We start from the raw sequence: 21,626 nt of genomic DNA on the forward strand, positions 1-21,626 counted from the left end.
AGCCCGGCAACTTTATTGACCCCGGTGTTGCCACAGAAGATGAGACTGTAACGATTTTAAAAAATGCAGACGATGTCCCATTATATTTGCCAGTTATCAGGGGTATAACACCTTATATTGACGATGTCTCGGGTCCATTGTAAACAATTTTGATGGATAAGCGGACTATCCGAGCATTGGGAAGAACTATTGGTGATGTCACTGCTCCTGTAACGCTAGGATTTGGACTAGGCTTGACGATAGCACCCAATCTTATTGATAATATCAAAAATCTTCGGAGCCCTGCACGTATAACGGCAGATATTATGATTGATACTTTTGGCTTTGTGCTCAGTGAAGCTGTTGGGATTGGAGTTGGGCTTTTGGTAGCTGCATTTACTGGCAATATATATATTGCTGGGGTATCTAAAATAGGGGCGGATATAGTTACTAGTGTTGCATATGATACCTTTATCGATTCAAATAATGTTCGTGAAGTGCTGGAAGAATACTTAACGCCTAAGCCGAGTAATATAGCTCCTGTTCATAAACCGACACCTTCATTTGATACTGAGAACACTATTGGGCAAGAGACACCTGTTCCCTTACGAAGGAAATGAAGCAGGTATATCAACAGATATCCAAATCTTGCTGAAACACCTTCTCCTCAGTCATCATTAACTCAGGAACACCACAACCCAAAGGAAGAACTATGCTAAGCGATGAAAATAAAGGACTAATGAAACCTAGTTTTTGAAACATAGCTTTTGAACCCAATTCTATGGATTGTTCTTGTCTTCATCCGGAATTGTTTGTAATATTTCTTTTCGTTTTGAGACCCCATTTTATTTGAATGGCCTGAAACAATACTCCTTGTAGCCGCGTACATATATATATTGCTGGGTTTTGGTCACGGGTATTAAAAAGATTTAATGTGATTCGATACCTTAAGTATAGATTGTGTGGCTCTTTCATTATGGCGCTTGTTCTATTTGATGTTGGACTGCGAAATGCTTTGATAGGAAGAGAGCAATCCGTGATGATAATTTATATTTTATCAATCAGCATTTCGATATGGATGATGTTCGGTGTCTCGAAAAAAACTATGAAAAAGATGGAAGTAGCCCGCTTAAAAGGATGGCTGAATAAAAAACTTGACGAAAAAAACTGGATTTGGGACATTTCTGCGTTTGTGGATTATGATGGACCTGTGCTGGAACGAGATCGATTGAGAAGATTGAGGGTTTTAGACAAACTTCATTATGTGATACCTGCTATAGGGAGTGTCCTTGCGGATATATTAGGAAAGACAAACGTATTTAACTTAGTTGGACTTGTTCTTATCTACTTGGGTATTGCTTTTATCTCTGCAATAGCTCAAAACATAGGCGAGATTCGGCAATTAGAGCTATGGGAAATATTAGAAGGTAAAGAACTTGGTTATGTGAATTAAAATAATAACAATCTGCTTTGATACTTTAGTGGACATGTAATGGTTATTGAAGGTATTAGCTTAAAGATAGTGAGTGGGTTCAAAAGAGGAGAGGAGATGGCGGCGGCAGGACGAATGCGGGACGCAAGGCGTACCAAGCCATGATGCAGGAGAAGCGCATTGTGGGGCCTTACAGGCAGAACAGAATGCGAAAGCACAGGCTGCCATGGCAAAGTTGCACAGGCCAAGACAGGAAGAAGCCGTCCGCATTGATATAAGCAGACGGCGGATACATTGCGCGGCAGGAGAGTAATGCCAGGAGTATGAACGCCAGAAAGCAATTGAAGCTCAACGGGCAGGAGAGCGGAATGCGGTGTCCATTGCGGAGGAGTATAAAGCGCAAGAGCAAGCCAGGCAAAGTGCTGGAGGCAAGGTGCTTGCTATGCCTTTTCCTCAAGAACCAAACCCACTGGACTATGAAGACTGCAAACCGTTTGATTTAGCATGTCATGCACGAAATACGGTTGACGGCTTGGGATAATTTGGGAACATGGTTCAACGAGCCTTATGGCAACCCCAACACTGACACTAACACCAGTGCCGATGACTCAGACCCCGACAAAGACATTACATCCAGATGTAGCCACTATCATTGCTAACGAGACAGCAAACACACCCTTACCAACGAGGACACCTTTACCGACACCGACGTTTTTACCTACTTTATTTGATTACGGCATTGAGACTATAGGTTTCGATGCCGTTGGACGGCAAGTAGTACTAAATGCGGCAAACTTGACAGCTAACAAACTCTTAACTATTTCCCCAGATTTGAAATATCCTCATCTCGCTTTTGCGTACATACACGGAGGAAGAATACAAATTATTCTTGATCCAGACTATCCAATTGGCGATAATGATGAAAACTGTATCGTAGAAGTAAATAAAATAACTTGTAACACCCTTCCAACTGAAGCAAATCTTATTCATGAATTCGGGCATATCTTTTGGGTCAATCAAGTTGCAAAAGGTGTAAATATGATAGGAACGGTTAACAAAATCCCCATGGGTGATGGAACTTATTTGGACTATGACACAGAAGGAAATTATTGGTTTCGACAGCCTGAAGGATTCTTGCGTAGCGAGGATTCTTGGGAACACAAGCCCAATGGTGATACTTTCAGCGGCAACGCCAAAGTAGAACAGTCTGCCGATATGTTTTTGAACTTCATTTACGATGGTACAGGAAATGATACTTATGGTTTTTCACCCAACGCAGCTGGCGATGCAAGACGCGAGGAAATGCTAAAGATTTTATATCAGGTATTTGGAAAATGAACACGCCCAAATTTCGCGCTTTTTTTTCGTATGTACTATTGTGCCTGACACTTTTCTCCTGCGAACTACGCTCAGAGCCGCCCTTGAATATGGTTCCGGCAGCGACAAGTACACAGTTCCCAATTGTAAAGGCGACTCTAACACCTACCCAGTTTGTAACTCCAACCTTTCCGCCTTCCCCACCAACGCTTGCTTTTGAGATACAAGACCAACTTTATGATGCGTTACAAACAAATGGCGGATGTGAACTTCCTTGCTTTTTAGGAGTCCAACCTGGGAAAACCAGTATTCAAGGTGCTTTTGATATTTTTGAACCCTATAAAAGGGGATCAATTCTCCCATTCACATTTTGGGGGATGCCACCGATAGATGGGTACTCAATTTTTGTTGATACCAGCAAAGACACCACCTTGGATTTTTCACTAGATTTAATGGCTTCTTCCGGTATTGTGCAAGGTGTAATTGTTGGTTTTCATGCCCCAGTAAGATATGATGTGGATAAAAATCGGCGCGAAGATTTGACCGACAGGCATTTAGAACGTTATGGGATACTAGACCTCTTTCGCCGTCACGGAATTCCTGACGAAATATACATCACCCCTCCGCATACACAAGATACGATTGCCGCGTATGGGATTGACGTGATTTACAACCATTCGCAAATCATGGGTATGTATTCGGGGATTGCAAAATTAGATAAGAATGGAATATATGAGCTTTGCCCCTCAATAGGCGATGGGCAAGTGGGCGGTTTTATGCTCATAGTAGCTGCCCCATCAATTGATGATATGCCTTATTTTTTCCTTAGTACTAAGGTAAAGAATTTCTCTTCTTCAACATTGGATGCTTATCGCGAAAGCCAAAAGCTTGATACCCAAGGAATCTATAATTTATTCATGAAAGAAAACAAGAGATGTTTTTATGAGGATCAGTTTTTTGTGGAATAAATTAAAGGTTGGTGAAATGCAAAAGAATTTACTATTATTTTTCTTAGTCGTTACTACGAGGCGGGTGTGATGCTACTCACACTTGTTATCATATTCTTCCTCGGTGGGATAGCGTCCATGCTGGCGAACTACCAAGTGGGGATGCGATGGGGCACTGTGGCGGGACTCGTGTCCGCGATTGGGAGTGGCATCCTTTGATTAAAAACAATTGAGCGTAATCTTCCGGCGCAAGCAGAACAGATTACAATAGCGCCCATGACTTATCGCCATTTCAAATACGAAGGTTGGTTGTATGCGCTGGCATTTTTTATCGCCCTTGCCGTGCGCCTGATCGCCCTCGGCGCCATGCCCCTCACCGACGCCGAAGCCGCGCCTGCCCTGCAAGCCCTGCATGTTTCGCAAAGCGCCAACCCCGCCCTCGACCCCCATCCGCTGTACATCCTCTTAACCTCTGTCTTCTTCTTAATGTATGGCGGCGGCACAAATTTCCTCGCCCGACTCGTCCCCGCCCTGATTGGCAGTCTCCTCGTTCTAGCGCCCCTGCTCCTGGACGACCGCTTCAAACCCCGCCCGAGCCTGATCCTCGCCTTCTTCCTTGCCCTCGACCCCGGCTTGGTCGCCATCTCCCGTCAAGCCGCGAGCCCCATCCTTGCCATCACCTGCCTCGCCTTCACCGCCGGGTTCATTAACAAGAATAAATTTCATTGGGCAGCCGTTACCGCCGCCCTCGCCCTCCTTGGCGGACCGTCCGTTTGGCTGGGCTTGCTCGGTATTGCCATCGCCTTTGCCATCTTCCAACCCTTCATATCCAAAGTTGACCGATCAACCAGCGCCGAAGGACAGCCAGCGCCAGAAGTTCAGCGCGCCTCATTTGTCATTCCTCCTTCTGCATTCATCACTTTCATTGCCGCCTTCCTCATCGCCGGAACGCTCTTCTTCACATCTCCCGCCGGGTTGGGCGCCGCCTTCTCTTCCATTCCCGCCTTCATCAAAATGTGGACGATGCCCAGTCCCGTCTTGCGCAGCATGCTGCTTGTCTCTGTTTTGATCTACCAGCCCTTCGCGCTTCTACTGACCATCATGTCCCTCGTCCGCGGCTGGGCAGGCGGATTGCGCCGCATTATTTTCCTGAGCATCTGGTTGTTGGTTGCGCTCCTGCTTGTTGTCTTTTTCCCTGCCCGCCAAATGGCAGACCTGGCGTGGGTGTTGATTCCGCTCAACGCACTCGCTTCTCTGGAACTGGTGCGTCACTTCACTATTCTCCCTGAGGAGCGCCGCGAAGTTGCCGGTGTGGTCGGGCTGACGGTTTTCATTTGGGTGTTCGCCTGGCTTGGCATGGCAGGGATCAACTGGCTGGTCATCGATACGCCTGACTACAGACTACGTGCCGGAATGTTGATCGGCTCGATCTTCCTGCTGATGGTCAGCCTGGTATTGATCGCGGCGGGCTGGTCCATTCGCGTTGCGCGGCTGGGCGGCGTATGGGGCATGGCAGTCGCTTTGGGAGTCTTAAGCCTTGGCGGCTTGTTTGGCTCCATGGGCTTGCGCGGCATGGACTTCCCTGAATTATGGTGGCAGTCCGGCATTCCCATGCAGGCAGATTTGGTCCGCGATACGGTCAGCCAGGTTTCTGAAAGCGGCACCGGTAACGACTACACCGCATCCGTCACTATTTTTGGAGTTCAGTCCCCGGCGCTGGAATGGGCGTTGCGCGAGAACCCCGTCCAGGTGGTAGACACATTAGACCCGATCAACCCCGGCGATTTCGTCATCACCACCTACGAAACAGACCCGCAGCTTGCATCCTCCTATCGCGGGCAAGACTTTGTCTGGCGGCAGACTCCCTCATGGGTTTTTGCCGATGTGGCGAGCTGGTTCCGCTGGGTACCGTTACGCCAGATGCCCACTGAAAAAGAGATCATCATCCTCTGGGCAAACAGCGACCTTTTCCTCGATAAATAACTCTTCCCCAAACAGATAACAAAGAACGCATGGAGATCGTCTCTGTGCGTTCTTTTTATTTAAAAAGGTAACAGAATAAAGACCTTTGCAAGGCGTTGAGACAAGCTGTATGTTGTAAAATGGGGTCACTATGAAAAATACTCCTCCTTCTATTATTGCTCTCGACGGTCCCGCCGCCTCTGGCAAATCCACCGTTGGAAGAAGACTCGCCGATAGCCTGGGCTTTCTATTCTTTGACACAGGCATCATGTACCGCGCCGTCACCTGGATCGCGCTGGAACATGATATGAACCTGCACGACGAAACTGCCATTACCGAACTGGCGCAGAACGCCCAGATCGATATCCGCCAGCCCACCCAAAACGACGGGCGCGCCTGTGATGTGGTCATTGGCGGTAAAGACGTCACCTGGGATATGCGTTCCGGCAATGTGGATGCGAATGTCTCCGTTGTTTCGGCGTATGCGGGGGTGCGCAAAGCACTCTCCGAACAGCAGCGCCGCATCGGGATGCGCGGCAGGGTTGTCATGGTCGGCAGGGATATCGGCACCGTTGTTTTGCCGGAAGCCGACCTAAAGCTTTACATGGATGCCAGCGCCGAGGAACGTGCCCGCCGCCGCTATAAAGAGATCGTCGACCGTGGTGAAGCTGCTGATTATGATGAGATCCTCAAGAAGATGATCGAACGTGACCGGCTCGATTCCACTCGTGCTGTGGCGCCTTTGCGTCCCGCTGATGATGCGGTCATTCTTGATACCGATACCATGAATGAAGAGCAGGTTTACACTCACATCCTTGAGATGTGTAAATAAAAATATGTCAGAAGAGCCGCTGTCCGCGCCGAAACCGGTCACTGAGGTATGGAAGCCAAACCTGGTGCGCCTGCCCAAGCTGACTCTTGCGCGGCGTGCCTTCCGAAAATTTTCACACGGCTTGTTGAAGTTCGTAGCGCGGCTATGTTTGCGGGTCACGACCGAGGGCATGGAAAACCTGCCCAAGGGCGGTCCGCTTTTGGTGGTCATCAATCATCTTGGCGATGCCGATACCCCCGCATTGATCGCCTCCCTGCCTTTCACGCCAGATGCTCTCGGCAAAATCGAGTTGTACGATCTGCCCATCCTTGGCAGGCTTATGGATTGGTATGGGGTCATCTGGCTGCATCGCGGCAAGCCTGATAAACGCGCTTTGCGCGCCGCCCTGGATGGATTGGCAGAAGGTCGCATCATTATCATTGCGCCAGAGGGACGTTATTCTCTGACCGGGGCATTGGAGGAGGGCACGGGCGGTGCGGCGTTTTTGGCGTATCGTTCCGGTGCGCCGGTGCTGCCGATCATCCTGACCGGCACAGGCAATGCGTTGGTGTATGGGTACATGAAAAAATTCCGGCGCGCACCGGTTCACATTCGGGTTGGAAAAATGTTCAGGCTGACCGGGCAGGCGTCGGCGCGGCGCGAGGCGTTGGATGCGGGGACACGTCAGATCATGGCGGCGCTGGCAGACCTGTTGCCGGAAAAAATTCGCGGGGAATAGGTCCAAAATTCCAAAATTGCAAACTGCCCTGTGAACCGAAGAACGCCCTTTGGGCTATAATTTACAAAAATGGATTTTATCCTTACGCTCCTTGCAGGCATTGCGTTCCCCGCCCCGCCCACTCTTGCAGGATGGTTTGTATGGGTGTCTCTATTGGTGGTGTTGATCGTTCTTCTATATCAATACCGTGCGGAAGGTTTGGCGTGGGGCGGCAAGAATTGGGGGCTGTTTCTTTTCTTCTTTCTACTGGTTCCGGTTCTTAATTTATTCGTTGGTGTACGACTGACCTTCGGCTCTGTCCGCCCTTTGCCTGGGCTGCCCGCCGATGCGCCGGGTTCTGCACTGATGGTTTTCTCTGCCATTCCCTGGCTGTTGGGCGGCGGTTTTATTGGTCCATTGGCGGCTGCGTTTTTGGGGGCGTTTGCCGGTCTGATCCGCGGCACATGGGACCTGTACTCTCTTTTCCCGATCCTTGAATTTGCTTTGCTGGGTGTTTGGTTTTCCGGGAACACTCGTCAGCGGTATCGTACGCCTGCTTATCGGTTGCTGCGTCAGCCGTTGGTGGGGGCGTTGTTGCTGGTGCCGTTGCACACTTTGTTCTATACCTTGAGCGCACTCTACACCCAATGGGGCGCGGATGTGCCCACCACGGCGCGGCTGGATTTTGCGATCAGCAATGCGCTTGTGGTCACCATCGCCTTTGGCGGTGAGATGTTGATCGGCGGGTTGGTGGCTCAGGTTATTTCGATGGCATTTCCTGCCGGTTGGGGCAGCAAGCAGCCCTTGCAGCCTTCACCTGGTGAGAAGAGTCTCGAATCTCGTTTTATTTTTGCGGTGGGTACCTTCATTTTGCTATTGCTGTTAACCCTGCTTGTAGGGGGCTGGGTGGTGGCAGGCAAAGCCGCGCGTGAGATGCTTGAAGATCGCTTGTCGAGTGCCGGCGAATCTGCGGCGCAGACCGTACCTTTCTTCCTTGAGACGGGGCAAAACCTGGCGGTGCAACTGGCAAATGAGCCGAGCCTGCTGGAAGCGAATGGTTCAGATCTGACAGCGGTTATCGCTTCGCGCATCAAATCGGTTCCATACTTCGACCAACTTATTGTATTGGATGCCGTCACGCGGGATGTGCTGGCGATCTACCCTGAAGATACACGTCCGGGTTTCCGGTTATATCCCGATGAAGATATGGGCATTCTTTTATCGACTCAAGGAGTCCTGACTCAGGTCTATCCCATTCCGCCGATCTCTGAAGATGGGTCGGCGCGTATTTCGTTTTTGGCGGCGATCCGTGATGGCGCACAAGTGCGCCGGGTTCTGATCGGGCGGACGACCGTCGCTGCAAATCCGCTGACATTGCCGTTGATCAAGAGTCTCGATAATATGCGCGACTTGAACGGATCAGGCATGTTGGTGGATGATTCGAATCACATCATATACAACTCGGATGAAAGCCATGTGTTGACCACGTATGAAGGGCAGCAGGCGCCTGAGCCGTTCTTCTACGATAATACCGCCGCTGATGGTACGCGCGAGTTGGTGTATTACCATCCAGTGGTTGGGCGTCCGTGGGCGATCGTGTTGACCGTCCCTGCCCAGATCGCCCAGCAGTTGGCATTGAATATTGCCACACCGCTGGCATCCATGATCGTTGTACTTGCGGTCATTGCGTTGGCATCTCTCCGACTCGGTTTGCGTGTGGTGACGGGGTCATTGAAAGGCTTGGCTGCCGAAGCCAACCGTATTGCCCAAGGGAATCTGGATAATCCGCTTTCGGTGACCGGTGAAGATGAAGTTGCCCAATTGCGGCGCGCGTTCGAGCAGATGCGTATTGGGTTGCAGGCACGATTGGAAGAGCTTAACCGTCTCTTGCAGGTCAGTCAGGGTGTGGCATCCAGTTTGGAGATGCAGGATGCGGTCAAGCCGGTGTTGGAGGCGATCCTTTCCACGGGTGCGAATTCTGTCAGTGTGATAATCTCGCCGAGTGTTCTTCCCGATACGTTCATTGAACTGCCCTCGCGTTTTGCCTTGGGCACCTCACAGGATGTGTACGCTCATCTCGATGACCAGATCCTCGACCTGGCGCAAAGTCAGGAGAAGATCGTCCTGCCGAATTTAACGCGTTCGCGCGAGCTGCTGTTCGATGCGAACAAAACTCATCCGCTGGCGATGCTGGCTGTGGCGCTGCGCCACGAGAATCGTTATTATGGCGTGGTCTGGGCTGGCTATGAACAGCCGCGTAAATTCTCTGATTCGGATGTTCGCTTTATTACTACTCTGGCGGGGCAGGCGGCGTTGGCGGTGGCGAATGCCCACTTGTATTTGAATGTGGAAGCCTCCCGCCGTCAGTTGGAAGCCATCATTAATTCTTCGCCTGACCCTGTCATCGTGACGGATCATCGCAACCGCTTGCTGCTCGCCAATCATGCGTCCACGTCTGCTCTTGGGCTGGGCGCGGATGATACTCGCAGCGGCATGGAAACCGAGAAGGCGATCAAACTGCGCCCGCTGTTGGCGTTGTTGCAGAGTACGGTCTCTGAAAAACAATCCACCGAAATGGTGCTGCCGGATAGCCGTACTTACTTTGCCACCGCTTCCCCAGTGATGGTGGAAGGACGTCAGATCGGGCGTATATGCATCATGCGTGATGTGACCCACTTTAAAGAATTGGATACGATGAAATCCGAATTCGTGGCAACCGTCAGCCATGACCTGCGTTCACCGCTGACCCTCATGCGCGGGTACGCCACCATGCTCGATACAGTGGGGGAATTGAACGAACAGCAGCAGGGCTATGTCAAGAAGATCGTCACCGGCGTGGAGAATATGTCTCGTTTGGTGAATAACCTGCTCGACCTTGGGCGCATCGAGTTCGGTGTTGGTTTGCAGGTGGAAAATGTGCCGGTGCTGGATATCATTGAACGCGTGACCAGCGCCTTGCAGTTACAGGCTATGCAAAAGAACATTCATCTCACAGTGGAGCTTCCCAAGGACATGCCGCATGCCGTGGAAGCCGATCAGGCGCTTTTGCATCAAGCGGTTTATAACCTGGTGGAGAACGCCATCAAGTACACTCCCCAATCCGGGAAAGTGACGATCCGAACTGTATCTCAGCCGGAATATCTGATCTTTGCCATCGAAGACTCGGGGATTGGCATCCCGCCGGATGATATCCCGCATTTGTTCGAGAAGTTCTATCGCGGTAAACAGCGCGAGGCGCGCGCACAGCCCGGCTCCGGGTTGGGGCTTGCCATTGTGCATTCCATTGCCGAAAACCATCGTGGGCGCGTCTGGGTGGAAAGTGCGGCGGGCAAGGGCAGCACGTTCTATTTGCAGATCCCGCTTGTTCAACCCAAAGAAACCAAAACATCGTAATACACGTACATCACCCTGTTGCTTAACTGAGGTGATGATGTGTATTAAATGCTTCCTGATCCATATGATCCCCCTAGAAGGTGATACCTGAAAAAAGGATTCGTACTATAATCCGACTTTGTCCTTCCGCGGGAAGGGCTTAATTTTTGCCATAGGTACGTATGATAAATCAAGAAAATAAACAATCCCCTATTATTGAAAGAAAAACGGAATACAAGCCGCCGCGTAACTGGCGTTCCTGGCTGATCGGTCGTCCGCTTTCCACGGCGGATGCGCCCCATCAGACCATCGGGAAACGTGTCGGTCTGGCTGTCTTCGCGTCTGACGCGCTCTCTTCCACGGCGTATGCCACGCAGGAGATCCTTGTCATTTTAGCGGCGGCAGGTACGATGGCGTTCGGGTATGTCTTTACGATCTCCATTGCGATCGTAGTACTGCTTGCGATCGTGTCGATCTCGTATGAGCAGACCATTCATGCCTATCCGGATGGCGGCGGCGCTTATATTGTGGCGCGCGATAATCTGGGCGAATTTCCGGCATTGATCGCTGCTGCCGCGCTGCTCACTGATTACATCCTGACGGTGTCGGTGTCGATCGCGTCGGGTGTGGCGCAGTTGGTATCTGCCTTTCCCAATTTATACGACCTGCGCGTTCCGTTGGCGGTTGTGTTCATCATGTTCATCATGCTGATCAACCTGCGCGGTGTGAAAGAGTCCGGGACGGCATTCGCGGTTCCGACCTACTTTTTTATCCTTGTTGTCCTCATTATGATCTTGATCGGTTTATGGCGCATCATCACCGGTTCACTTGGGATGGTCGTTGACCCGCCAGAAATTGAATTTCACGGGGACGCGCTTACAGCCATTACGCCATTCCTGTTACTGCATGCCTTCTCCAGCGGTACGGCAGCGCTGACTGGTATCGAAGCCATCTCGAATGGCATCACCGCCTTCAAAGAACCACGCAGTAAGAACGCAGGCATTACCCTGGTTTGGATGTCGATCATCCTTAGCTCATTCTTTTTGGGCATCTCTTTCATTACCAATACCATCCATGCGGTGCCGTCTGAAACTGAAACGGTCATCTCTCAGATCGCTCGGACCATTTTTGACGGGCATGACACCATGTATCTGATGGTCATCTCCGCCACCACGGTCATTCTGATCATGGCAGCCAATACCGCATTTGCAGATTTCCCGCGCCTTGGTGCGTTGATCGCTAAAGACGGTTTCATTCCGCGCCAGCTTGCCTACCGCGGCAGCCGTTTGGTGTACTCACGCGGTATCGTCACCCTTGCGATCATTGCATCCGTGTTGATGGTGCTTTTTAGTGCAAGTGTCACCCGCTTGATCCCGCTATACGCCATTGGGGTATTCCTTTCCTTTACTCTTTCGCAGGGCGGCATGGCGCTGCGCTGGTGGAAGAGCGGCAGGCTTAAACCCGGTGAGGAGAAAACGGAACGTGGTTCCACCATTCATTTTGAGAAGAATTGGGTGCTCAAAATGTTTGTCAACGGTTTTGGCGCAATTTGTACCGCCGTTGTGATGATGGTCTTTGCGATCACGAAATTCAAGGATGGGGCGTATCTGGTGTTGATTCTCATCCCGATCCTCGTGGGTGTTTTCTGGATGATCCACCGTCACTACAATAACCTCGCCAGAAATCTATCACTCGAAAATTTCGGCGTGATCCCGCCGCATACCCACCGCCATCGCGTTATCATGCCGGTCAGTGGCGTGCATCAGGGAACGCTTGCGGCATTGCGATATGCCCGTATGCTTTCAGATGATGTAACTGGCGTTCATATCGTCATTGAGCCGGATGAGGCTGAGAAAACCCGCAAGAAATGGGAAACCTGGGGTGACGGCGTGCGCCTGGTCATGTTGGATTCGCCGTACCGCCTCTTCATCGAACCGCTGCTTGAATATATCGCCGACCTGGCAGAGAACCGCCAGCCCGGCGAGACTATCACTGTCGTCGTACCGGAGTTTGTTTCCGATAATCGTCTGACCGACGCCCTGCATACCAACACTGCAAATATTTTGCGCAGTCAATTGAAAAACCAACACGGTATCGTGATCACCAATGTGCCCTATCACGTTCACGAAACCGAAAGCGAACATTAAGGAGTGACCAATATGAATTTCATAGTCATAGGCTGTGGAAGATTTGGGGCGGAACTTTCCTACCGCCTCTACAAAAATGGACATCAAGTCGTGGTGGTGGATTCAAACCAGCAAGCCTTCAACCGCCTCCACCCCGATTTTCGCGGGCGTACCGTCGAGGGAGATTCTCTCTCCGCCGATACCCTCTCCCGCTCTGCCATGGACAAAGCCGAGGGCGTTGCCATCGTCACCAATTCCGATACGATGAACGCCGTTATCGGGCATACCATCCGTGTGCATTACCCGAACGTGAAGCAGGTTATCGTCCGCAATTACGATCCTGCCATGCGCGATATGCTTGAAGCCTTTGGGTTGCAGATCGTCAGCTCCACGGCTTGGGGTGCCGAACGCGTGCAGGAACTGATGATCGACCCGTCCTTCCGCGCTGTGTTCTCGGCTGGCAATGGCGAAGTGGAAATGTATGAAATGTACATTTCTGAAAAATGGAATGGGTTGACCGTTTCCGATCTGCTGGCTGGCTGCGACGGTATCGTCTGCTCGGCGCTTACGCGAGCCGGGCGTGCTGAACTCCCCACGCCTGCATCCAAACTACACAGCGGTGATGTGCTGACCGTCAGTGCTACGCTGGAGGGTGTCAAATCCCTGCGCGCAAAATTGCAGGAAGGCAAGGAGGCTTAACATGTTTGTATTTATTGCTGGCGGCGGACGCACAGGCGCTCAACTTGCCGCTCAATTGATTGAACAGAACTATGAAGTCCGGTTGGTGGAGCATCGCAAGGAATTGCTTGCACGCCTTCATCATGAACTTCCCACCGAGGTGATCTACGAAGGGCGCGCCACCGACCCGAATGTCTTAAAAGAAGCCGGTCTGGAACGCGCAAATGTCATGGTTGCCTGCACCAGTGAAGATGAAGCCAACCTCGTGCTTTGTTATCTGGCGCGGACCATGTTCAAGGTTCGCCGCACGGTGGGACGCATCAATAACCCCCGTAATGCCTGGCTCTTCGATAAGAACTTCCATGTGGATGAAACCATTAATCAAGCCGAAGTGATGGCGCATCTGATCCAGGAGGAAATGTCTCTTGGCGATATGATGACCCTGCTCAAGCTGCGTCGTGGACGTTATGCTCTGGTGGAGGAGAAGGTTCCCCCTGGAGCAAAAGCCATTGGTGTGCAGATCAAAGACCTTGGCTTGCCTGAGCAATGCGTCATCGCTGCCATCATCCGCAAGGGACAGGTCACCCTGCCGAGCGGAACCATAACTCTTGAAGCCTATGATGAGGTCCTTGCCATCACAGACGATGAGGGTGCTAAACAACTTGCCCTGCTTCTCGAACCGCCGGATCGCTCCATTCTCTAAAATAAAAATCTCCCGATGATACATCATCGGGAGATTTTTTATAAGAAAACCGGCTACTTTGAGATCATTTCTTTCATCTGCTCAATATACGCCAGGGATTGATGCCTGAAGTAGGTGTTATATAACTCGGCATAGTGACCGCTTTGGTCCAGCAACCCTTGATGATTTCCTTCTTCAATGATGGTGCCCTTGCGCATGACTACGATCCGGTCTGCGGCTTTGACCGTGGAAAGGCGGTGCGCGATCAGGATGCTGGTTGAATTTTTCAGGATCAAATTCAATGCTTGTTGGATCTGCCATTCGGTGAATGGGTCAATGCTGGCGGTGGCTTCGTCTAGGATAAAGATGGCGGGGTTTTGCACCAGTACGCGCATCAATGCCACGAGTTGACGCTGTCCCATCGAAAGTCGGTTGCCGCGTTCACCGACTTCCGTGTACAGTCCATTTGGGAGCGCATCCAGCCATTCACCGTCGCCAATGCGTTTGGCGAGGCGCAGCATTTCACTTTCCGGTGCGCCGGGTGCAGCGTAGCGAATGTTTTCCGCGATGGTTCCAGAGAAAAGAAATGGAACCTGCGAAACAATGCCCAGTTGGCGGCGATATTGGGTAAGGTCAAAAGTGCGAATGTCGCGCCCGTCGATCAGCAGACGCCCTTGTTGAAATTCATAAAAACGCGCGATCAATTTTGCAATGGATGATTTTCCGGCGCCGGTATGCCCTACCAGTGCAAGTGTCTCTCCAGGTTGGATGAGCAGACTGAAGTCGTTGAGGACCGGTTCTTTATCCGCATAACGGAAATGCATGTGATCGAAATGGATCTCGCCTTTGAGGCGCGGCACATCCTGTTTTTCTTCCTGAACCACATTCGGGTCAGCGTCGATCAAGGCAAAGACGCGTTCCGCGGCAGAGAGTCCGCTTTGGATCTGTGCCCAGAACGAAGTGAGGTTCAAGACCGGGAAGAAGAACTGGTCAAGGCTCATGATGAAAAGATACCATGCCCCAATACTGACCAAGCCCTGCGCCGCACTGTTCCCGCCCACATATACCAGTACACCAACGAAGATGCCGCCCAACGCATTCAGAGTGGGGAAGACCAGCGAAAGCACAAAGCCGCGCTGTACATTCACTCCATAGGATTGCTGGTTCGATTCATCGAACGATTTGAAGATGCTCTCTTCCTGCCGGAAGTTCTTGGCAATGGAGATGCCGCTGATGGTTTCCTTGATGGCAGCATTGACATCTGCCATGGCTTTCATGCCGCGCTTGGTGACGGTGCGTGCCCAGGCGCGGAAGCCCGAAGCAATGCCGAAGATGACCGGCAGAAAAGCGATGAGCAGTGATGCCAGCCGCCATTCGGTGCGAAAGAGCACCACGGCGATCAGGAATGCCTGAATGAATTGCGCAACTACATCGGTGACGATGACCACGAGCTGTCCAAAGTCGTTGGTGTCTGACGTGATGCGCGAGACGATACGTCCCGAGGAGAACTGGTCGTAGAAAGAGAGGTCATGCTCGGCGGCAGCGCGGAAGGCGCGTGAGCGCATGTCCAGCACCACATCCCCAACGGCGCGCACGATCAGACCGCGCCTTAGCCAGTTCAATCCCCATTGACCGAATGCCACGCCGACAAGTGCCAGCCCGACCAAAAGAATGTCCCTAACCGTTGGCTGGTCTTTGATGAGATCCACCATACGGCTGACGATGACGGGCAGTGCCGCTCCGATGACCGCGATCACGATGATGACTACAGACGCGAAGATCAGTCGTGATTTTTGTGTATCAAAATAATTAACCATACGCCAGGCAAGTTCATTGTCCTTATACTGGCGGTCGTATTTTTCGTCGTTTAGTCCTGCAAAGAAACCCATAAAACCTCGTTGTTCGATACTCGATATTTGGATGGTGACAAGCGAATATCGTTATTCTTTAAAGATCCTCGAATATGCTTCTGAGGTTTTCATTAATTCATCATGCGAGCCCATTGCCGCCACTTTGCCCTTGCGGAAGACAATGATCAGGTCTGCCCAGCGGATCTGCGAGAGGCGGTGGGTGATGATGAAGGTTGTTCGTCCGCGAGCCGCGTTGGAAATGGCGCGCTGGATCTTGTCTTCGGTTGCCGAGTCGATGGCGGAAGTGGAGTCGTCGAGGACGAGGACGCGCGGGTCGGTGAGAAAGGCACGGGCGAGTGCGATGCGCTGGCGCTGTCCGCCGGAGAGGGTCACGCCGCGTTCGCCAACCACTGTTCCATAGGTCTCCTCAAAGTCGAGGATGAAGTCATGCGCCTGAGCTGCCATTGAAGAAGCGATGATCTCTTCCTTGGTCGCGCCGGGTTTGCCAAAAGCAATGTTATCGCCAAGCGAGCGCGAGAAGAGGAAGATATCCTGCTCAATGATGGAGATCTGTGAACGCAGCGCGGCGAGATTCCAATCACGCACATCCACGCCATCCACCAGTACCTGACCTTCCGTCACATCATAGATGCGGTTGATCAGTTTGGCTAAGGTGGTTTTACCGGCACCGGTCTGACCCACTAATGCCACCGTTTGCCCGGGTTTAACTTTGAAGGAAATATTCTCGAGCACGTTATCGCCGCCAGCCCCGCCTTCTGCAGGAGTGGGGTAGTGAAACGAAACATTGCGAAATTCGATCTCGCCGTGGATCTGTGCATCCGTACCCGAGGCATTTTGGTCAAGCTTGGTTTCCCGTTGGATGAGTTCGAGCACACGACGAGCAGAGGAAAGCCCCAAAGAGATCTGGGAATATGCGAAGGTGGAGGTGAATGTGGGGAAGCCAAGCAGTTGCAGCATGCCAAAATAACCGATCACTGCCCCAACGTTAATGAGACCGGCGCGTAACAGGAAGAGTGCATGCACCAATCCGCTCGCGAAGGCAAGCCCCAGCAGAAGCATGGCAATGTACCGCGCTTCGAGATCACCCTGTTTGACGAATGTATCGCGTACTTTACGGGCGTTGGTTACGAAGCGGTCCACTTCGGCTTCTTCCTGCGCGGCGCCTTTCATGATCTCCACGCCATCGAGTGACTCGGATAAGTGCGTATTCATCTGCCCAAAGGTGGCGCGGGCTGAGTCGGTGACGGGGGAGAGCGTTTTTAGGTATCGAACCAAGGCTGCAAAGTACACAATGGTGAAGACCAGCGGAGTTAACACTAGTGATGGGTGATAGCGCGGACCAAAGAACAGAGGCATCAAAATGAACATGAACGAACCGACCACCAGGTTCACGCCCGGGCTGAACATATAGTTCACTTCACGCACGTCATTGGTGGCGCGTGCCATCGTATCGCCAACGGGTTGTAGATTGTGGAAGGTCATGCTTTTGCCGAGCAGGGAAAGATATAACTCGTCGCGGATGTCACGCTCCATTTTTTGAGCCATCAGTTCCGCGCCAAAGTTGCGCCCCAATTGCAGTACACCACGGATGATCTGTGAAACACCGATAGTGATCGCCAGAGGCAGCAATACCGACGTATCCGGTTGCGGTTTGAGCATGGCATTGAAGGCATCGCCCGTCAGAATGGGCACCACCACTGCCAACACGGCATTCCCGATCGCCCCCGTCACAAGCATGACCATGATTAACCAATACGGCATCATGTGTGAGCCGATCCACCGTAAAGCGGAGGAATGGTCGTATTTATTTTTTCTATGTAATGTAAATTCTGCTGGAACACTGAGGGAAGTCATTTTGTAATTGTAACATTTTTGAAAAATCCTCCTCTGTAACTCTTTATTCGGATAAGTGTTGTCATAATTAAGTTCGGTAATTCTGCCGAATGAAAAATAAAAGGAGTGTGTGAAATGTCTTTGCCTAAAACGATTTCCGGTTGGTGTATGTGGTTGTTTTTCCTCTGGACAGGAATAAGCGCCTTTGTTGCCCTCCCCATGGCGGCTACGATCAGCGGCGTGCTTGCCTTGGGCTATGCTATTTTTTCATTACTTGGCAAATAAAGCCGAATTCAAAATATGACCTCCCAATTGGGAGGTCATATTTTTGTTTAAGATATTTTGGCAAATATCCTTGCCGCTTCAATGGAAGATTCCGGTTCAAGATCCAGATCCCAATAAGCAGATAAGACTGAATGTGCCAATGCCCAGCCAATGATCTTCTCCCGCGCCCAACCAAATCGCTCGTGCAGAATACTCACCCGCCTCTCTGCCTGAACCTTGAACTGTGTCCTGTCCATTGGCTTGAGACGTGGGTTGATCATAAGCGGACCGATCTCGTAGCCTGCTGGTCCAATAACTCCCTTTGGATCGATCGCCAGCCAGCCGCGTTCTGATGACAAAATATTGTAATGATGGAAATCGCCGTGGATTAAGTATATTTCTTCGTCCGCGAAAAGATCTGGCAACATAGATTCGACCTTCTCAAGCAATTCTTTCGGGATGGGTCCCGTTCCACCATTGAACAGGGGACGGATATTTTTTAATCCATCGAACCAATCTGTAAGCCTTATGAAACCTTCGTTTTGTGGAGCAGTCCGCCAAAGCTTTTGCATCACATCCACGGCAATGTGGGTGCGTTCGTCATCGTTCATTAATTCAACCAGCATCGAGCCGGGCTTGAGTCGTTCGATCAATAGGAATCCTTTGTCTTCATCGCAATCCAGTAATTGGCAGATCCCCCCGCCATCGAACAGCTTCAAGGCATGCATCTCACTGGTTAATTCGGGGTTGGGAATGCCAAGTTTGAGGATGACCTCATTTGCATCCTGGTTTGCGAATGCCACAAAGTTATACGATAGATTGGGCACGGGTTGGACCTCGCGCAACCCCCAACGCTTGGATGCTTCTTCGATCAACTCTGGCAGGTCGGCAAGAAATTTCCTGCCAGCTTCCTGGTATGAGCCGTGGATGGTGTTTATGAAGGATTGTGGAAGGGTTGGCATACGCTGATTCCTGCCTGGGTTGTTTAATATTCCCAACGATGGGAGCTGATAATATAATTTATGTATTCATTATAAAACCCCCTGACAGCGCTCTCATTGAGGAAAACATGCAGTGGCAAATGTATTACGATGAAAAAGAAAAGATCGTCTACACCAAAACGACCGGCGTGCTAAATATTTCAGATGCTTCGGTCATGCGCGATGAAGGTATTGCTTTGATCCGTAAACATGGCTGTTTACTTGTTTTACTAGATCATAGCGAGTTGGTCGGCGATGCCCTCACCACCATGGATATTTATGATCTCCCCAAAATGTACAGGGAACTTGGCGTCCCCCGTGACCTTCGAATGGCGCTGGTGGTGCCCGCTCGGTTTATGGATAATTTAAAATTCTACGAAACGGTCTGCCATAATAATGGCTATGCCATTTCGGTTTTCTTTGACCGCGCGGCTGCGTTGGAATGGCTTGGAAAATGATCGTGTTGGGAATAAAAGAGGCGGCTGTCTAATTTTAGACAGCCGCCTCTTTTATTATTTTGTTTCTTTGTATTTCAACAAATAAATTCCGATCACGATCATCCATACCAGCCAGAGCAAACTTCCAACAAGACCAGCCCAATCAACCACAGGAAAGGTGGGGATGGCGGTGGCAAAGAGCTCCGTTTGTGCGAGGAGGTAAACGGCAGAGGCGAACCAGCCCAACCACGCAACCCATTTGCTGAACATCTTCGATCTATACATAATGCCGCTCAGCATGGACATCCACAGGATGATGAGGAACTGCCCCAGATGCTCGCCAAGGACAACACCGCCATATTGGTGAACAGCACTGAAAACAGCGGCGATGGCAGCTTGGGTGGCGGCGTCCGTTCCCGGAGCGGTGTAGAGGCGGGCAAGCACGGGGACGACAAAGACCCAGCGCAAGAGTCCAACCACTTGGACAATGAAACCGATCACTCCGAGCGTTGTCGCTGAATCTAAAAATGGGGCGTTTTCCTCGGCAAGGATTCGCTTGAGCATCATTGCGCCGAAGAGCATTGGCAGCCCGACCCATGCAAAAGCCAGCCAGGTGTAAATGAGCACGTCCCCGCCTGCATGGAAGCGGGTGAGGATCTCAGCAGTAGGCAGGCGCAGGATGTCGGGGTAATCAAAGTTCATGATCAGCAGGGTGTAGGGAATATTGACAAGCACTGCACCAACGATGAAAAAGATGCCAGCGAGTTTTCTAAAGTTTGTTTGAGACATGTGATTCCTTCTGTGTGTTTGATTGCGGTTTGATATACGGTTCCAATACTTGCATCATCAATTCCACGCCGCGTTCCATTTGCGCTTCGTTGACGTTCCTGCCGCTGACCTCAATACTGTTCAGCCATGATTCAGTGATGAGCCAGACGATCTCTGCAAGGTTCTCAATGGACTTGGAGTCTTCCGGCATGTGTAAGACTCCCGCTGCGGCAAATGCCTGGAAGAGTTGATGAAACCCCTCAAAGCCGCGCTTGCGGACGGTGAGGAAGCGCCCGCGCAGTTCTGCATCTGCACGCAGAAGGGCGGCAAGTTCACGGTGTGCAAAACGATACTGCCAGAGGATCTTGTAGTTGGTCTTCACCATTTTTTGCAGGTCATCCAGCCTGGGTAGTTGATCGCCTGGCAGTGCGAAGGCGGCGTCATTCGCTGCGAACAAACGCTCGAACAAGCCGCGGATGATCTCATCCTTGTTGCGGAAGTGATAATACAGATTGCCCGGGCTGATGCCTGCTGCTTCGGCAATATGATTGGTGCTGACGGATCCCGTCCCTTCGGTGTTGAAGAGGGTCAGGGCAGTGTCGAGTATCTTTTCACGGGTGGACATGGATATCTCCTAGAGTATTTACTCTAAGATTTTAGAGTAAATACTCTAATTCGTCAAGGTTAAAAAACTCCGAAGCTTTCAAGGCTTCGGAGTTCTATTTTTCTATTCCGCTTTTTTTTCTTTCCGTGCTCTCAACCAGCCATTCAGGCTGTATTTCACAACGCGTTCGTTTCCTTCAAAGAGGCGCTTGATATTGGGCTGCAATGCCAACACTAGCAGTACTTCCGCGCCGATACCATACCAGACGTACGCCCAGGGGATGATGCCTTGTGAAGCGTAGTATGCAAATGCCAGTGTGGAGAATAAAGCGACCGCCATGGTAGTGACAGATGCAATGCCGATCGTGAAGAAGGTCAGCATGCCGAGCGGCAGTACGATCAAAATGGATGGCAGGTATAACCCCATTGCGCCGCCCACTGAAGGCGCGCCGCCTGCCCCGCCACGCAAGCGGATGATCTTTCCGGTCTCGTCACGTTCCGGCAAAAAGATCGAGTGGTTATGCCCAAGGATCGCGGCGAGCGGTGCGATCATGTGAATGATGGGCATGCCCGGGGTCAGAAATCTTGCCACCCACACACCTGCCGCACCTTTCACAATATCGAGCATGGCGGTTGCGAAGCCCGCCCAGAACCCCGCAGCGCGCATGGCATTGGTGCCGCCTGTGCGCCCACTTTCCACTTCGCGGATGTCCTTTCCGGTTGCGATCTTGACCACCAGCAACCCAACCGGAATGGATCCGATCACATATGCCAGCGCAACTGCCAGAATGGCTAAGACGATTTGCATTAAAACTCCTCCAAGAGTTGGTTTTCAGGGCTTTTCAT

The 21,626-nt window shown here is 51.3% G+C and carries 19 protein-coding genes; 13 read left to right on the plus strand and 6 right to left on the minus strand.

The features are described 5' to 3' along the window. The first annotated feature begins 152 nt into the window (after window positions 1-152). The 11 genes from IPG80_RS12210 to IPG80_RS12260 all read left to right on the plus strand — a co-directional run bounded on the left by IPG80_RS12210 (window position 153) and on the right by IPG80_RS12260 (window position 14,045). Window positions 153-599 carry a hypothetical protein gene (locus tag IPG80_RS12210; protein WP_345107069.1) on the plus strand — a complete coding sequence of 149 codons (447 nt, stop codon included), beginning with the start codon at window positions 153-155 and terminating at the stop codon, window positions 597-599. A 356-nt stretch (window positions 600-955) separates the two neighbouring features. Continuing rightward, entirely contained in the window at window positions 956-1,432 is a 477-nt protein-coding gene (locus IPG80_RS12215) for a hypothetical protein (RefSeq protein ID WP_345107071.1), read from the plus strand. Between the two features lie 546 nt (window positions 1,433-1,978). Beyond that, window positions 1,979-2,749, plus strand: coding sequence for a hypothetical protein (locus IPG80_RS12220; protein WP_345107073.1), 771 nt, complete (start codon window positions 1,979-1,981; stop codon window positions 2,747-2,749). Next, complete coding sequence (locus IPG80_RS12225; protein ID WP_345107076.1) at window positions 2,746-3,696, plus strand: hypothetical protein; 951 nt, start codon at window positions 2,746-2,748, stop codon at window positions 3,694-3,696. Before IPG80_RS12220 ends, IPG80_RS12225 begins: the two co-directional genes overlap by 4 nt. Before the next feature lie 255 nt (window positions 3,697-3,951). Further along, window positions 3,952-5,658 (plus strand): hypothetical protein, encoded by a 1,707-nt coding sequence (locus IPG80_RS12230; protein ID WP_345107079.1) that lies wholly within the window; start codon window positions 3,952-3,954, stop codon window positions 5,656-5,658. 130 nt (window positions 5,659-5,788) lie between these two features. Continuing rightward, the gene (gene cmk / locus IPG80_RS12235) at window positions 5,789-6,469 is read left to right on the plus strand and encodes a (d)CMP kinase (protein WP_345107082.1); all 681 of its coding nucleotides are present in this window, start codon (window positions 5,789-5,791) and stop codon (window positions 6,467-6,469) included. A gap of 4 nt (window positions 6,470-6,473) precedes the next feature. Beyond that, entirely contained in the window at window positions 6,474-7,187 is a 714-nt protein-coding gene (locus IPG80_RS12240) for a lysophospholipid acyltransferase family protein (RefSeq protein ID WP_345107085.1), read from the plus strand. A 69-nt stretch (window positions 7,188-7,256) separates the two neighbouring features. Continuing rightward, window positions 7,257-10,559 (plus strand): ATP-binding protein, encoded by a 3,303-nt coding sequence (locus IPG80_RS12245; RefSeq protein WP_345107088.1) that lies wholly within the window; start codon window positions 7,257-7,259, stop codon window positions 10,557-10,559. A 161-nt stretch (window positions 10,560-10,720) separates the two neighbouring features. After that, on the plus strand, window positions 10,721-12,685 hold the full coding sequence (locus IPG80_RS12250) for an APC family permease (RefSeq protein WP_345107092.1): 1,965 nt from the start codon (window positions 10,721-10,723) through the stop codon (window positions 12,683-12,685). Between the two features lie 12 nt (window positions 12,686-12,697). Continuing rightward, entirely contained in the window at window positions 12,698-13,363 is a 666-nt protein-coding gene (locus tag IPG80_RS12255; RefSeq protein WP_345107094.1) for a TrkA family potassium uptake protein, read from the plus strand. A 1-nt stretch (window position 13,364) separates the two neighbouring features. Further along, the gene (locus tag IPG80_RS12260; protein WP_345107097.1) at window positions 13,365-14,045 is read left to right on the plus strand and encodes an NAD-binding protein; all 681 of its coding nucleotides are present in this window, start codon (window positions 13,365-13,367) and stop codon (window positions 14,043-14,045) included. A 53-nt stretch (window positions 14,046-14,098) separates the two neighbouring features. Here the strand turns inward: IPG80_RS12260 and IPG80_RS12265 are convergent, their stop codons facing one another. Both IPG80_RS12265 and IPG80_RS12270 read right to left on the minus strand, forming a co-directional pair. Next, complete coding sequence (locus tag IPG80_RS12265) at window positions 14,099-15,913, minus strand: ABC transporter ATP-binding protein (RefSeq protein ID WP_345107100.1); 1,815 nt, start codon at window positions 15,911-15,913, stop codon at window positions 14,099-14,101. Window positions 15,914-15,964: 51 nt separating this feature from the next. Further along, window positions 15,965-17,749, minus strand: coding sequence for an ABC transporter ATP-binding protein (locus IPG80_RS12270; protein ID WP_345107103.1), 1,785 nt, complete (start codon window positions 17,747-17,749; stop codon window positions 15,965-15,967). Window positions 17,750-17,863: 114 nt separating this feature from the next. On the opposite strand from IPG80_RS12270, the gene IPG80_RS12275 reads away from it, so the two are divergent. Beyond that, complete coding sequence (locus tag IPG80_RS12275) at window positions 17,864-18,013, plus strand: hypothetical protein (RefSeq protein WP_345107106.1); 150 nt, start codon at window positions 17,864-17,866, stop codon at window positions 18,011-18,013. Window positions 18,014-18,060: 47 nt separating this feature from the next. Here IPG80_RS12275 and IPG80_RS12280 read toward each other — a convergent pair whose 3' ends face one another. Beyond that, window positions 18,061-18,954, minus strand: coding sequence for an aminoglycoside phosphotransferase family protein (locus IPG80_RS12280; protein WP_345107109.1), 894 nt, complete (start codon window positions 18,952-18,954; stop codon window positions 18,061-18,063). A 107-nt stretch (window positions 18,955-19,061) separates the two neighbouring features. Here IPG80_RS12280 and IPG80_RS12285 point away from each other — a divergent pair, with 107 nt between their 5' ends. Next, window positions 19,062-19,430, plus strand: coding sequence for a hypothetical protein (locus IPG80_RS12285; RefSeq protein ID WP_345107111.1), 369 nt, complete (start codon window positions 19,062-19,064; stop codon window positions 19,428-19,430). A 54-nt stretch (window positions 19,431-19,484) separates the two neighbouring features. Here the strand turns inward: IPG80_RS12285 and IPG80_RS12290 are convergent, their stop codons facing one another. The 3 genes from IPG80_RS12290 to IPG80_RS12300 all read right to left on the minus strand — a co-directional run bounded on the left by IPG80_RS12290 (window position 19,485) and on the right by IPG80_RS12300 (window position 21,588). After that, window positions 19,485-20,198: a DUF4386 domain-containing protein gene (locus tag IPG80_RS12290; RefSeq protein WP_345107113.1), complete on the minus strand. Its 714-nt coding sequence runs from the start codon at window positions 20,196-20,198 to the stop codon at window positions 19,485-19,487. Continuing rightward, window positions 20,179-20,802 carry a TetR/AcrR family transcriptional regulator gene (locus IPG80_RS12295; RefSeq protein ID WP_345107116.1) on the minus strand — a complete coding sequence of 208 codons (624 nt, stop codon included), beginning with the start codon at window positions 20,800-20,802 and terminating at the stop codon, window positions 20,179-20,181. The genes IPG80_RS12290 and IPG80_RS12295 overlap by 20 nt, the downstream gene beginning before the upstream one ends. A 102-nt stretch (window positions 20,803-20,904) precedes the next feature. Continuing rightward, complete coding sequence (locus IPG80_RS12300; RefSeq protein ID WP_345107118.1) at window positions 20,905-21,588, minus strand: glycerol-3-phosphate acyltransferase; 684 nt, start codon at window positions 21,586-21,588, stop codon at window positions 20,905-20,907. Window positions 21,589-21,626 lie beyond the last annotated feature (38 nt).

This window comes from Candidatus Villigracilis vicinus, from assembly GCF_016702885.1.
GTDB classification, from domain to species: Bacteria; Chloroflexota; Anaerolineae; order Anaerolineales; family Villigracilaceae; genus Villigracilis; species Villigracilis vicinus.